We start from the raw sequence: 13,767 nt of genomic DNA, 5'->3' as shown, positions 1-13,767 counted from the left end.
CCTATTCCGGATATTTGCGCGCCATCGCTTCCCAGTCGTTGCGCAGCAGGTTCTCCAGCACCTCCATGTCCACATCGGCGAGCTTGTTGATGTAGAGACAGCTCTTGCCGGTCTTGTACTTGCCAAGCTTCGCCAGCAACGCATCGCGCCGCTCGCCCGCTACCTCGTCGCAATATCCCCCCATGAGGTAGAGCGAATGCTTGGCCTTCCTCGGCGAAAATCCACTCCGCAGCCAGTGAACCTCGCGCCCGCTGTCGTAGGTGGTGCGATAGTCGCCATAGCCGATGATGCTCGGCCCCCACATCTTCGGCTCCTCGCCCGTAACCTTGCGGAACAGCGCGTCGAGAACGCCCGCTTCCTCGCGCTTGCGTTCCGGCTCGACAGCCGCGAGGAAATCGCCCGGGTCGACTGCGGTAATCTGTGTCTTCGCCTCTGCCATGTGGGCAAATCTAGCACGCGATTGACAGTTTGGCATCCCGTGCCATGCTCGCCGCCGTACTGTGGGGAGAGAACAAGCGTATGTGGTTGCTCGACAAGTTCCTGAAGACCGCCGTCAAACACGGCCGGATGCAGGTCACCAATTACGACGGGAAGACCTATGACTACGGCACCGGCGATGCGAGCGAGCCGCCGATCCACATCCGCCTGACGAGCAAGAAGGCCGCCAACCACATCGCGCGCTATCCGCAGATGGGCGCAGGCGAGGCGTTCATGTGGGGCTGGCTCAAGGTCGAGGAACCGCATGATATCCGCGACCTCATCCTCTTCGTCACCGAGCAGGCGGGCAAGCCCGGCGACAAGGCGCTGAAGCCCAAGGGCAAGCTGCGCACCGCCGCCCAGCGCCTGATCGCCAAGGCCGACAGCATCAACCTGCGCGGCAAGGCCCGCAAGAACGCCGAGCACACCTACAACCTCACCCGCGAGCTTTACGAGCGGTTCCTTGACGAGGACCGCCAGTACACCATGGCCTATTACCGCGAGGATCCGGCAGCGACCTCGCTCGAGAAGGCGCAGCTCGACAAGAAGGCGCACCTTGCCGCCAAGATGCACATCAAGCCCGGCCAGCGCATCCTCGACATCGGCTGCGGCTGGGGCGGCTTCGCGCTCTACCTTGCGCGGCATTACGACGTGGAGGTCCACGGCGTCGCCCTGGCCCCCGACCAGATCGCCTTCTGCAAGGAGCGCGCGGAGGAAGCGGGCGTGGCCGACAAGGTCAAGTTCAGCCTTACCGACTATCGCGACGTGGAGGGTCAGTTCGACCGTATCAGCTCGGTCGGCCTGCTCGAACACGTCGGCACGCCGCATTACCCGCAGTTCTATGAGCACACTGCCCGCCTGCTCAAACCCGACGGTGTGATGATGAGCCACTGCTGCGGGCGCGCCGGCCCTCCCGGCTTTACAGACGCCTGGACGCGCACCTACATCTTCCCCGGCGGCTACATCCCGGCGCTTTCCGAACTGGTCAGCCAGTCCGAGCAATACGGCTGGCAGGTGATGGACGTGGAGGCGATGCGCTTCCACTACAGCCACACGCTGGAGGAATGGTACAACCGCACGGTCCAGCATCGCGCGGAGATCGTCGATATGTACGACGAGACCTTCTACCGCATGTGGCTCTACTACCTCGCCGGAGCCGAACAGAGCTTCCGCCACGGCGACATGGTCAATTGGCAGCTGATCTACGTGAAGGACCGCAGCGCCATCCCCATGACCCGCGAGTGGATCACGGAAGAGAGCGCCCGCCTGCGCGCCGCCGACGCGGACAAGGTGCCCGAATGGCGCTTCGCCCAGAGGGAAGCGGCGGAGTAACGCGCTGTAGGACGCAAGCAGGGTTTGCGCCCGCGAAGCCCGACAGGGTGGAGCGGGTGGAGCACGGTCCTTGGGGGAATTTTCTTCGGGGCCGAGCGCAATGCACCTTGCGGGGCCTTGTGGGTGAGGATGGACGGTTTGAAAGAGCTTCTCGATCATACGCCCTCACAAGGGTGTAGGAAATCGCTCTCTAACGTTGCTGGCTACTTCCACGCCAACAAGACACGCTTGGATTCAACCACTCGCATCACCTTCATGGACTGAGAGTACAATCAACCGCTTTACTTTGCCATTTGCGCTGACCAATCGGTTGCAAATGAACGTGATGAGAGCTCTTTCATCAAATGGGTTTTGCCCGTTAAAATGCTGGCTACGAGTTATCAGGCCAATGGTCTTTTTGTCCCTAAGTTCGTCGTGAAGTTCAAATGGGATCGGTCGATCTTCTTCAACTGAGTAGATGCGACCGGTGTATGTGTTGATGTTGTAGCTTGAGACGTAACCGACGATCTCGTTCTCGTCTTCTTCACGTTTAGTTTGCTTCACGTACTCATAGGTTAGCGGACTCATAAGGGGTCCGACATCGACGTTCTGATAGTCACATCGAGTGATCTGAGCTCTCGTCGCAGTCTTAGAAGCAACGATAGGACGATGCATATCGGCCACGCTCGTTTCAACCTTCTCACAAAGGCTGTCGATCTTGCCATCACCTATCTTGTTTTTCTGGGTGTCCAAATAAAGCTCTTGAAGGGTCTTGTCGTAGTCTGCAGAGAAGCCCATCGTTGTCTGAAGCACCAAGTCATACACCGACGTCACCATGTGGCCGACTGGCGAATCCTTTCCTACAGAACCGACAAGAAATGCCCCGCCGATCAGCACCTTAGCTTTTGTTTTCCAACTCCCCTCTTCGAAGGGCGGGACAAATATCTGGAACCCTTTTGCAGAGGGTGCCTGAGTGATGATTTCACCATGGAGAACGAGGTGCGTCGTCAGGGCTAAAGATCGTTGAAATTCCGCTAGCGCTTTCGATGCGTCGTAAAATTCAAGCGAGCCCTTATCAGCTTCGCCGCCCTCGAAAGTCAGTTCAAAATCAATCATAGTTTGCCCCCATCCCAGCACCTCGGCCGCACGTATCCACATACGAATTGAACCTATAGTAAATAGTTCAATATCTCGGGATAATAGTACGGCTCATCCACAGGATCGATAAACGCGAATTATGCTAAGTCTGACTACATTTCTCGAACGGCGAAGCAGGTAGCCCCCAACCCGAGAGCAAAAGCCAATATTGCAGCATAGGGCCCGAGTATCTTCATCAAGATTTCGATATCGCTTTGCCGCAAGACTTTCAGGTTTTTCCCACGATCATCCTGAATCAGATTGTACTGCGTTATCTGCTTGTCGAGATGTTGGAACGGTTCGAGGAAAATCTCGTCCGAGATTTGAGCATCGGGACGACTTCGGACAATTATTGAGTTTTCATGTTCGAACCATTCGGGCGACTCAATCTTCAACAAGGTCCCCGCTTCGCAAGCAGCCGCTTCGCTGGCGACAATTTGATCAAAATTTGACGGTGAAAATTCGGACCGGACCCGTTCGGCACCACAAGCGAACTCCGCTACGTAGTCCACTGCTCTCAGCACATCCTGCTGAGCGCGGAACTTGTCATACTCAAGCATCTCCAATTCGAAGCGTGCACGGTCCCCTGCCGAGCTATAAAAAATACCGACTAAACCAACTCCGCCTATGAGAATTGCCACATATTGACCGATGCGCTTGGCCTTCTCTGATCGATCCCGGTAAAAATATGCGTGTGAAGCCCCTATAAATAGGACTGCCGCTATCGACATGATCATCATGTTCCCAAAGATTACCGGCACAATTCATTCCTTCTCATTTGGCTATCCCCTCGGGTGGCTACCCCCGCACCCACCGATAGACCGGCCCGAAGCCAACCAGCGCTGCGCCGACAAACGGCAACGCCACGACCCATAGGCGCACGCCGGTCACGCCCTCGGGGCTGGCGATGCTGATGGCGGCGGTCATGGCTAGGCCGACGCAGATCGCGATCATGCCGATCACGAGGCGAAGATGCGGGACCGGGGTCTCGCGCTTGGCGGCTCCCATCCCGCGCTCGTAGCGGGCGAAGATGGCGATCAGCGGGAGCAGCGCGGCGATGTAGAGCGCGAACCAGACGGGGCGGCTCCACCACCATTCGGCTGTTCCGGCCATTACGCGCAGGCCCACGCCTCCGGCCGCCCAGGCAGCGACCATCACCAGCACGTAAGCTGTCAGGTGCCAGAGATAGACGGTCATGATCATGCCGTTCATCAGCACCGTCGCGGTCCAGAATGTGAGGTTGTCGAGCAGTTTCCTGCCCCACGGCTCCAGCGCCAGCACCAGCCCCGTCTGCGTCACGCCCAGCGCCAGCAGCGCGAGCGTCGGCGGCATGGAGTTGGTGATCTCGGCCCCCGGCACGCCGATCATGGCGATGGGATAGGGGCCGCAGATAGTGAGGCCCACCAGCGCGGCGAGACCGCCAAGGAACAGCGCCAGCGCCCTCCCCTGCCCGAGCCTGTCCTGCTGCCACGCATAGCCCAGTTGGTGGATACCCAGCCACACGAAGAGGAAATTGAGGAAGTTAACGTAGGGCACGTCCGCCGAGAGCGTCAGCCAGTCGATCGCCACAGCCCCCGCGACGAAGAACGCCACGCTGCCCCAGCCCAGCCTCTCCCACAGCTTCCACGTCAACGGCGCGAGTGCGGTCACCAGCAGGTACACCGCGAGGAACCACACCGGGATCAGCGCGAGGAACACCGCCATGCGCACCGTCTCGCGCGCCATGCCGACTTGCGTGGCGATAAAGGCGAAGGCGGCCCACACCAGCAGCACAGGGAAGACCGGGTTGATGAGGCGCTGGATGCGGCTGGCGAACCAGTCCGAATAATGGCCTTGTCTTTCGCGGGTCGAGGCCCAGCTCACCCCGTTCGAATAGCCGCCGACGAGGAAGAAGATCGGCATGACCTGGAAACCCCAGGTGAGCCACTGCGTCCACGGCAGGATGCCGAGCAAATGCCCTCCGACCACCTCGCCATCCGCCCCGATATAAGGTGCGGCGACCAGCCAGTGGCCGACTACCACCGCCAGGATCGACAGCGCGCGCAGGAAATCGACATAGCGGTTGCGTGTCTGCGGCGCCTGCTCCGCCAGCGACCGTGCCTTGTGCCACATCCCCATAACCCGCGTCCCTCCTGCCTTGCGCCCCAGTGTTAAGCCGCGCGTGCGTCAAGATACAGTTACCGCGCGCGACTTTCCCCCCGCCTAGCGCTTCTTGATTGCCAGCGCGCCTGCGCGGCTGCTAGCGGCGCGGCCACAGTCGAAAGGTGCTTTTCCATGTCCGATATCAAGCGTGTCGTCCTCGCCTATTCCGGCGGCCTCGATACTTCCGTCATCGCCAAGTGGCTTGAGGTGGAGCGCGGGCTGGAGGTCGTGACCTTCACCGCCGATCTCGGACAGGGCGAGGAAATCGAACCGGCGCGCGCCAAGGCCCGCGCGATGGGCATTCCGGACGAACACATCTTCATCGAGGATTTGCGCGAGGAATTCGTGCGCGATTTCGTCTTCCCGATGATGCGCGCCAACGCGCGGTACGAAGGCGATTACCTGCTCGGCACCAGCATCGCGCGCCCGCTGATCTCCAAGCGCCTCGTCGAGATCGCGCATGAGACCGGCGCCGACGCCATCGCCCACGGTGCGACCGGCAAGGGCAACGACCAGGTGCGCTTCGAGCTGTCGGCCTATGCGCTCGACCCGGACATCAAGGTGATCGCCCCGTGGCGCGAATGGGATTTGACTTCGCGAACCGCGCTGATCGCCTGGGCCGAAGCGCACCAGATTGCGGTCCCCAAGGACAAGCGCGGCGAAAGCCCCTTCTCGACCGACGCGAACCTCCTCCACACCTCGTCGGAGGGAAAGGTGCTCGAGAATCCGTGGGAGGAGACGCCCGACTACGTCTATTCGCGCACCGACCACCCCGAGGACGCGCCCGATACGCCCGAATATATCGAGATCGGTTTCGAGAAGGGCGATGGCGTTTCGCTCAATGGCGAAGCGATGAGCCCGGCGGAACTGCTGACCGCGCTGAACGATCTCGGCCGCACACACGGCATCGGCCGCCTCGACCTCGTCGAGAACCGCTTCGTCGGCATGAAGAGCCGCGGCATGTACGAAACCCCGGGCGGCGAGATCTACGCCCGCGCCCATCGCGGTATCGAGCAGATCACGCTCGATCGCGGCGCGGCGCATCTCAAGGACGAGCTCATGCCGCGCTACGCCGAACTGGTGTACAACGGCCTCTGGTTCAGCCCCGAGCGCGAGATGCTGCAGGCCGCGGTGGACCTCAGCCAGGAAAAGGTCAGCGGCACCGTCCGGCTGAAGCTCTACAAGGGCAACGCCATGGTGGTGGGCCGCAAGTCGGCCAACTCGCTCTACTCCGAAGCGCACGTCACCTTCGAGGACGATGCGGGCGCCTACGACCAGAAGGATGCCGAAGGCTTCATCAAGCTCAACGCGCTCCGCCTGCGCCTGCTCGCCAAGCGCGACCGGTAGGAAATTTCTTACATTTGGCGCGCGGAGGCGGAAAATTGCGCCTGATGCGCCGTGCGCGTTCAAAATTCTGCGGTGAGTGGTTGAGTTATCAACTCTCCTCCACAACGAAATGCGTGGAAAGTGGATAAGTCGAGGTTTGACAGCTTGAAGAATCGGCCAAGCGGGCGCAGCTTCAAGTCATCGGAACGGCGAAGAAAACTTCTCCTCTGGACGGCTTAACGGCTTGAAAGCAGTGAGAAATTCCAAACCGGGAAGACGCCGCGGGATCTGTCCGCGCGCTTTTCGAGACCCTCGTGCCGAAGGTTCACACCGGACGCAAGGCGGGTCGATGACGGAAGTGCAAAGGTTTTCCAAGGCGAGCCAGGCCAACCCGGCAGGATGTGCGAAGGTGGCGTCGTATAAAGGTCTTCGGACTTTCAAGGCGATGTGACCGTTTGAGCCTCCCGCCACCAACGGAAAGCATGGCTGCGGAACCGCCCGTTGAAGCGCGGCTGGGCAAGGTAAGCGAACGATCTTCGGATCGCGACGCGACCGACACCGGGCCGAGCGGAGGGTAGATCCGGATGCCGGTGCGAGCGCCGGTGATAGAACCGGAAGGGAAGTCTTCGGACGGAACGGAAGGGAAAACATCGGATGCCAAGTCTGCGTCCCTTGATCTTCGGATGAAGGAACTCGGCCACGCATCGGTGAGAGTGGGGTCGGCAGCGATGCCGGCCCCATTTGCCATGCGGAAGGTATCTCTCTGCATCTTGTGCCTGGTGCGCCCGAGACCCACAAAATCTGACTGCCCTTCGATTTCGCGCGTTGAATCGTGGCCAAAACGGGGCAGTCGACGGGCGCGTTAACGACTCTCCGCAAAGCTTGCCCTATAGCCTCCCGAACCAAACGGGAGGTCCATTCATGGCCAATCGAACGCTTCGCAGCGTAATGTTTCTTGCAGCCCTGGCGCTGCCAAGTACCGCCGGTCACTCGCAGGAAAGCGAGAGCACCGCCATCGTCCAGCCGACGTTTACTTCGCATTTCGCGCCCTATCGCGAGCTGCCCGACACCCCCGCGCCCGGCCCTGAAGCGGTCGACCTCGACACATTCGAGCCGCCGGTTGAGGCCGAACCCGCCACCACCTCGCTCGGCAGCGGCGTCGCCTCCTACTACGGCAAGCGCTTCCACGGCCGCCGCACCGCCAATGGCGAGCGGTTCGACATGCACGGCTTCACCGCCGCGCACCGCACCCTGCCCTTCGGCAGCAAAGTCCTCGTCACCAATCCCAACAGCGGCAAGAGCGTGGTCGTGCGCATCAACGACCGCGGGCCCTTCTCTCACGGGCGCACCATCGACCTCAGCCGCGCCGCCGCCGAGGAAATCGGCATCGTCAGCAGGGGCCATGGAACGGTGGAACTCGCGCTGCTCGACTAGGCTCCATCAATGGGTGAGTACCACTCGCCCTCCCCGTCTTTCTGCCACCGGACGAATCCTGCGCCATAGCGCCACCAGTCCCGATCGCCCGCGACGAACGCGCTGGTCTGGCAATCGTCGACCTCCGACGGGCTGCCCATCAGCTGCGGGTCGGGCGCATCTTCGGGTCGCGCCTCCTCCATTTCGTGCATCATGCGCTCGACCGAAGGGAAGTGCGGGCAGGCGCGGCATTCAGGCCAGCTCGGATCATTGCAGCAGGGCCCGTCGCCGCAGGTGTTGGCCACCGGCTCCGGCCCATGCGTTCCCATTCGCCAGTGCGCAGACCCGCCACCGTCTTTCCCCGCGCCGATGCAGTCGCAGGGCCGGTCGAGCGGATCGTCCGCCTGACGGTACGCGCCGGATCCCTGCCCGGCTGCCCCGTTGGCCTTCGCGGGCGGGCCTTCCCTACAGGATGGAACAGGTGGAACACGGTCCTGGGGTAGATTTTCCTCGAGCGCCCGCCCGTCCCTCAACCGGTCGATAAGCGTGTCGAGCCGGGGAAGCGTATCGGCGACCTCCTCGCGTTCCTCCAGCCGGTCAAGTCGCGCGAGGTGGGCGAGCAGCAGGCGGTCGGAATAGCGGCGCCGGCGCGCCACCTCCTCCCCGTGGTAGAACACTGCCTCCTCCCATCCGTCGAGCGCGCGGCTGGCGAGCACCTGCTCGGCGTGGTCCCGCGCCGCGAGCAGCGCCGCATCCCACGCCTTGCGCAAGGCCGGAGAGGCCCGCCGCTGGCGATAGGCGGTCTGAGCCGAAACCCGCGCCGCCTTCGCCGCGAGCCGGACATTGCCGAACAATTGGAGGTGCTGGAGAAACTTGGCCTGCCGCCGGGGCGAGAAGAGGGTGTGCCCCTCCCCGTGAGGACCGGCGGTGGGGGCCTGCTCCACAGTCACAAGCGCATTCATGCGACACCTCCCACGCTGCTGGCTGGCGAAATCACCGAGCCGCCAGGCGAGGCAAGGCCGGAAGCGAAGTCGAAGACGCAGCTGGTCAAAGGCCACCTGCACGGCCGCCCGAGCTTATGCGAGGGATTCGGAGCCGAAGGCGGAGAAGGCACGAAGTGCCAACCCAAGCGACGCGGATGCGCTCCGCCCGGCGTTTGAGGGCGCAAACAAAAAACAGAGTTCATGGTTCACCTCATGGGTTTGAGTGAACCGGTTTAGTTATAGATTGGTCGGGAAGTAGGACAGCATCGTTGAAGCGCTGCCGAAAAAATCGCCGCCGTCTATGCACACGCATTGTGGAACAAACACCTATCATCCTTTCTGGTCTCAGAATGAACTGCTAACTTGAGAGAATGGCTGAAGAAAATGTACAACCCGAAAAGCTCTATATTGTAGTTAATAATGAGGCGGACGATCCTTATCCGCTCCTCGCGCTGTCGATTGAAGAAGCACATCAAATTGCGACGGAAGAGTCGAACGAAGTGGGCGAAGAGGCAAGCGATCAAGAAGACAGCGAGGCCTCAGGTGACAAAACTTCGTCCAGCGAAGAGGGCGGCACGTCTTCACCCTCCCCGTTCCCACAACTCATTGAGAAAGCGATTTCAGAACTTTTTCCGTACTAGGTTCTTTCATATTACTCGACGATGATGGCTCCCACACTTTCGAAAGGCAGGATCCAGAAAGATATAATCGCAAAACTGAGCGAATATAAATTCGTCGAAAAATTCGAAGGGAGTAGCATATACGAAATAAACGACCAGCAATTTGACCACATCGCGACTGTTGTCGATACAGCCGCTAAACTTCGGAAGGCTTTCAAAGTCATGCCGAATGCCGTCATTCTGAGTATCGTTTCAACTTTTGACGCGCTCATATCCGATATAGCGAAGCAGGCTCTGCTTTACCGGCCAGAAAGAATTACAAACAGTCAGCGCTCTTATAGTGCCAGTGAAATATTCAAGGCTTCTTCTTTCGCCGAATTCCTAAATTATGCGGTCGAAAACGAAGTAGAAAAAATTCTCTGGGATAGCCATCAGGAACAAATCAAGAAATTTGAATCACTTTTCGGTTTCTCTATCACCGAACATTATCCACAGTGGGGAGAGTTTATCGAAGTCTTTGAGCGTCGTAATCTAATCGCGCATGGCGTTAAAGTGACGAACGCCACTTACCAGAAAAATTGCAAAGCCGCTTCCTGCCCCAAAGATTCGATGCTCAAAATCGGGGAAAATGTCAGCCTCGATTCGCTGTACCTCCGAAAATCCACCGACCACTTGGTTTACTTCTTACTAGTCTTCATTTGGAATATTTGGATAAGGCTCGATAAGTCTAACTTTGAAGAGGCCTATACCGCTCTGAATGCAGCAGCATTTCAGAGCATTCGAGATAAACGTTATACGCTGGCTAGCCGACTTCTGGAAGCACTGGTGGACTGGGAAAGCGAGGATCGTCCAGAACGCATTCGGCGCATGATGGTCATCAATCTCGCGAATGCATACCGATTTCTGGATGAGATTGAGAAATCAGAAAACGCGCTCAAGCGATACGATTGGGAAAATTCTTCGTACGAATTTCAGATTTGCGAGCGGGCCGTCTGCGGAAACGTCGATGGAGTGTGCGAACTGATGAAAAAATTGTCTGATGAAGCTAAGATTTCTCGCTCAGACTATAAAGTATGGCCGGTTTTCCACTGGGTACGCGAGAAGGAGAAATTTCGCGAAACTTATGCGGAGGTTTTCGAAGAAGACTTCTATGTATTCGAAAGCACCAAATCAAAGAAAGTCGAAGACCAGGTCGAAGATGATTAATGCGATTATTATATAGTCAATGGATGGTTGGTATCTAAGATTTTATTAACTGCAGACTTTAGTTAAACACACGCAAGAATTATCCCTCTTCAGGTTCAGAGCAAATGCGCTTCTATTCAATTTCTGCCGCAGCACAGGCATCGGCTTGAGATACTGCCCCGCATAGCGCTCCGCCACCTCGGCCATCCCCGCTTGCGCGGGGGCCGGCTTCCGTTGCTACTCGGCGGCTTCCTTCTGGCGCGCCAGCATTGGACGCAGGTACTGGCCGGTATAGGATCCCTCGATTTCGGCCACTTCCTCCGGCGTACCCTGCGCAACAACCTCCCCGCCCCGCACGCCGCCGCCCGGACCGAGATCAAGAATGTGGTCGGCTGTTTTTATCACGTCGAGATTATGCTCGATCACGACCACCGAATTGCCCTGGTCCACCAGGCGGTGGAGCACTTCGAGGAGTTTCCTCACATCCTCGAAATGGAGGCCCGTGGTGGGCTCGTCGAGGATGTAGAGCGTCTGGCCGGTGCTGCGCTTGGACAGTTCCTTGGCCAGCTTCACGCGCTGCGCCTCGCCGCCTGACAGCGTGGTCGCCTGCTGGCCGACCTTGACGTAGCCCAGCCCCACCTCGTTCAGCATGTGCATCTTGTCGCGGATCGGGGGGACGGCCTTGAAGAAGCCTTCCGCATCCTCGATCGTCATGTCGAGCACGTCGGCGATGGAGTGGCCCTTGAACTTCACCTCCAGCGTTTCGCGGTTGTAGCGCTTGCCGCCGCATTCCTCGCAGGTCACGTAGACGTCGGGCAGGAAGTGCATCTCGATCTTGATGAGGCCGTCGCCCTGGCACGCCTCGCAGCGGCCGCCCTTGACGTTGAAGCTGAAGCGGCCGGGCTTGTAGCCGCGCGCCTGCGCTTCGGGGAGGCCGGCGAACCAGTCGCGGATCTGGGTGAAGGCGCCGGTGTAGGTCGCCGGGTTGGAGCGCGGGGTGCGGCCGATGGGCGACTGGTCGATTTCGATCACCTTGTCGCAATATTCGAGGCCGGTGACCTTGTCGTGCGCGCCCGCGACCACACGTGCGCCGTTCAGCTGGCGCGCGGCGGAGGCGTAGAGCGTGTCGATGGTGAAGGACGACTTGCCCGAGCCCGAGACGCCGGTGATGCAGGTAAAGGTGCCGAGCGGGATGGAGGCGGTGACGTTGTTCAGATTGTTCGCCCGCGCGCCGTGGACGGTGAGCGCGTGCCCGTTGCCCTTGCGGCGGGTGGCAGGGACGGCGATTTCGCGGCGGCCGGTGAGGTAGTCTGCGGTGAGCGACTTCTTTGAACGCAGCACCTGCTTGAGCGTGCCCTGCGCGACCACTTCGCCGCCATGCACGCCCGCGCCGGGGCCGAGGTCGACCACGTGGTCGGCGGTGCGGATGGCGTCCTCGTCATGCTCGACCACGATCACGGTGTTTCCGAGGTCGCGCAGGCGCTTGAGGGTTTCGAGCAGCCGGTCGTTGTCGCGCTGGTGAAGGCCGATGCTGGGCTCGTCGAGCACGTAGAGCACTCCGGAAAGACCGCTGCCGATCTGGCTGGCGAGGCGGATGCGCTGGCTCTCCCCGCCGGACAATGTGCCGCTGGTGCGGTCGAGGTTGAGGTAGTCAAGCCCGACATTGTCGAGGAAGCCTAGCCGCTCGTTGATTTCCTTGAGGATGGCGTGCGCGATTTGCCGCTGTGTGTCGTTCAGCGCATCGGGGAGCCCCAGGAAATAGTCCTTCGCATCGGCCACGCTCATCTTGGTCGGCGTGGCGATGTCGGTGCCGTCGATCTTCACCGCCAGCGCCTTCTCGTTGAGGCGCTTGCCATGGCATGTCTCGCACGGCTGCGCGGTCTGGAACTTGGCCAGCTCCTCGCGCATCCACGCGCTTTCGGTCTGCAGCATGCGGCGGTTGAGGTTGCCGATGACGCCTTCGAACGGCTTTTTCACCGTATATTGCTTGCGCCCGTCCTTGAAGGTGAGCGGGATGGCGCGGCCCTTGGTGCCGTAGAGGATGATGTCGCGGATTTCCTTGTCGAAATCTTCCCACGGGGTGGTGAGGTCGAACTCGTATTCCTTCGCGAGGCTGGCGAGGACCTGCATGTAATAGGGGCTCGGCGGGTTGCTCTTCGCCCAGGGCACCACCGCGCCCTTCTTCAGACTGAGCGCCTCGTTGGGGACGACCAGCTGCGGGTCGAACAGCTGCTTTTCGCCGATACCGTCACAGGTCGGGCAGGCCCCCTGCGGCGCGTTGAACGAGAACAGGCGCGGCTCGACCTCCTCGATGGTGAAGCCGGAGACCGGGCAGGAGAAATGCTCCGAAAACACGATGCGGTTGGCGGGCAGGCCAGCGCCCTTCATCGCGCCGCCTGACGCGCCCTCGTCCTCGCGTCCGGGCACTACGCCGTCGGCGAGGTCGACATAGGCGAGCCCATCAGCCAGCTTCAGGGCCTGCTCGAAACTGTCGGCGAGGCGCGTCTCGATGCCTTCCTTCACCGCGAGGCGATCGACCACCACCTCGATGTCGTGCTTGAATTTCTTGTCGAGCGCAGGCGCTTCCTCGATTGGGTACATCTCCCCATCGATGCGCACGCGGGTGAAGCCCGCCTTCTGCCACTCGGCCAGTTCCTTGCGGTATTCGCCCTTGCGCCCGCGCACCACCGGCGCGAGCAAATACAGCCGCGTGCCCTCGGGCAGTTCCATGACGCGGTCGACCATGTTGGAGACCGTCTGCGCCTCGATCGGCAGTCCAGTGGCGGGCGAATACGGCACCCCCACCCGCGCCCACAGCAAGCGCATGTAGTCGTAGATCTCGGTCACCGTGGCCACGGTCGAACGCGGGTTGCGGCTCGTCGTCTTCTGCTCGATCGAGATCGCGGGAGAGAGCCCGTCGATATGCTCGACATCGGGCTTCTGCATCATCTCCAGGAACTGGCGCGCATAGGCGCTCAGGCTCTCGACATAGCGCCGCTGCCCCTCGGCATAGATGGTGTCGAAGGCAAGGCTCGACTTGCCCGAGCCGGACAGCCCCGTGATGACGATGAGGCTATCGCGCGGCAGTTCGATATCGACGCCCTTAAGATTGTGTTCCCGCGCGCCGCGGACGGAGATCTTGGTAAGTGCCATGGAGGGAGCGTGTTCCCGAA

General features: G+C 60.4%; 11 protein-coding genes. 5 read left to right on the top strand and 6 right to left on the bottom strand.

The window, feature by feature from the left end:
- Position 1 precedes the first annotated feature (1 nt).
- The gene (locus tag K3148_RS11510) at positions 2-439 is read right to left on the bottom strand and encodes a DUF1801 domain-containing protein (RefSeq protein WP_221424914.1); all 438 of its coding nucleotides are present in this window, start codon (positions 437-439) and stop codon (positions 2-4) included.
- Between the two features lie 44 nt (positions 440-483).
- Between K3148_RS11510 and K3148_RS11505 the strand changes: the two genes are divergently transcribed.
- On the top strand, positions 484-1,809 hold the full coding sequence (locus tag K3148_RS11505; protein ID WP_247711564.1) for an SAM-dependent methyltransferase: 1,326 nt from the start codon (positions 484-486) through the stop codon (positions 1,807-1,809).
- Between the two features lie 234 nt (positions 1,810-2,043).
- Here K3148_RS11505 and K3148_RS11500 read toward each other — a convergent pair whose 3' ends face one another.
- The 3 genes from K3148_RS11500 to K3148_RS11490 all read right to left on the bottom strand — a co-directional run bounded on the left by K3148_RS11500 (position 2,044) and on the right by K3148_RS11490 (position 5,037).
- Entirely contained in the window at positions 2,044-2,904 is an 861-nt protein-coding gene (locus K3148_RS11500) for a DUF7946 domain-containing protein (protein WP_221424913.1), read from the bottom strand.
- 134 nt (positions 2,905-3,038) lie between these two features.
- Positions 3,039-3,665: a hypothetical protein gene (locus K3148_RS11495; protein ID WP_221424912.1), complete on the bottom strand. Its 627-nt coding sequence runs from the start codon at positions 3,663-3,665 to the stop codon at positions 3,039-3,041.
- A gap of 58 nt (positions 3,666-3,723) precedes the next feature.
- Positions 3,724-5,037 carry an acyltransferase family protein gene (locus K3148_RS11490; RefSeq protein ID WP_221424911.1) on the bottom strand — a complete coding sequence of 438 codons (1,314 nt, stop codon included), beginning with the start codon at positions 5,035-5,037 and terminating at the stop codon, positions 3,724-3,726.
- Between the two features lie 162 nt (positions 5,038-5,199).
- Here K3148_RS11490 and K3148_RS11485 point away from each other — a divergent pair, with 162 nt between their 5' ends.
- Positions 5,200-6,414 (top strand): argininosuccinate synthase, encoded by a 1,215-nt coding sequence (locus K3148_RS11485; RefSeq protein ID WP_221424910.1) that lies wholly within the window; start codon positions 5,200-5,202, stop codon positions 6,412-6,414.
- 900 nt (positions 6,415-7,314) lie between these two features.
- Positions 7,315-7,827 (top strand): septal ring lytic transglycosylase RlpA family protein, encoded by a 513-nt coding sequence (locus K3148_RS11480; protein WP_221424909.1) that lies wholly within the window; start codon positions 7,315-7,317, stop codon positions 7,825-7,827.
- Here K3148_RS11480 and K3148_RS11475 read toward each other — a convergent pair.
- The gene (locus K3148_RS11475) at positions 7,824-8,768 is read right to left on the bottom strand and encodes a hypothetical protein (protein ID WP_221424908.1); all 945 of its coding nucleotides are present in this window, start codon (positions 8,766-8,768) and stop codon (positions 7,824-7,826) included. The genes K3148_RS11480 and K3148_RS11475 overlap by 4 nt on opposite strands.
- A 392-nt stretch (positions 8,769-9,160) precedes the next feature.
- Between K3148_RS11475 and K3148_RS11470 the strand changes: the two genes are divergently transcribed.
- Positions 9,161-9,430, top strand: coding sequence for a hypothetical protein (locus K3148_RS11470; RefSeq protein WP_221424907.1), 270 nt, complete (start codon positions 9,161-9,163; stop codon positions 9,428-9,430).
- 21 nt (positions 9,431-9,451) lie between these two features.
- Positions 9,452-10,615: a hypothetical protein gene (locus K3148_RS11465; RefSeq protein WP_221424906.1), complete on the top strand. Its 1,164-nt coding sequence runs from the start codon at positions 9,452-9,454 to the stop codon at positions 10,613-10,615.
- Positions 10,616-10,831: 216 nt separating this feature from the next.
- Here the strand turns inward: K3148_RS11465 and uvrA are convergent, their stop codons facing one another.
- Positions 10,832-13,747 (bottom strand): excinuclease ABC subunit UvrA, encoded by a 2,916-nt coding sequence (gene uvrA / locus K3148_RS11460; protein ID WP_221424905.1) that lies wholly within the window; start codon positions 13,745-13,747, stop codon positions 10,832-10,834.
- Between the last annotated feature and the right edge of the window lie 20 nt (positions 13,748-13,767).

This window comes from Qipengyuania aurantiaca (assembly GCF_019711375.1).
Classification (GTDB): Bacteria; Pseudomonadota; Alphaproteobacteria; order Sphingomonadales; family Sphingomonadaceae; genus Qipengyuania; species Qipengyuania aurantiaca.
The sequence above is the reverse complement of the archived record's forward strand: the minus strand, read 5'-3'. Positions and strand labels throughout refer to the sequence as shown.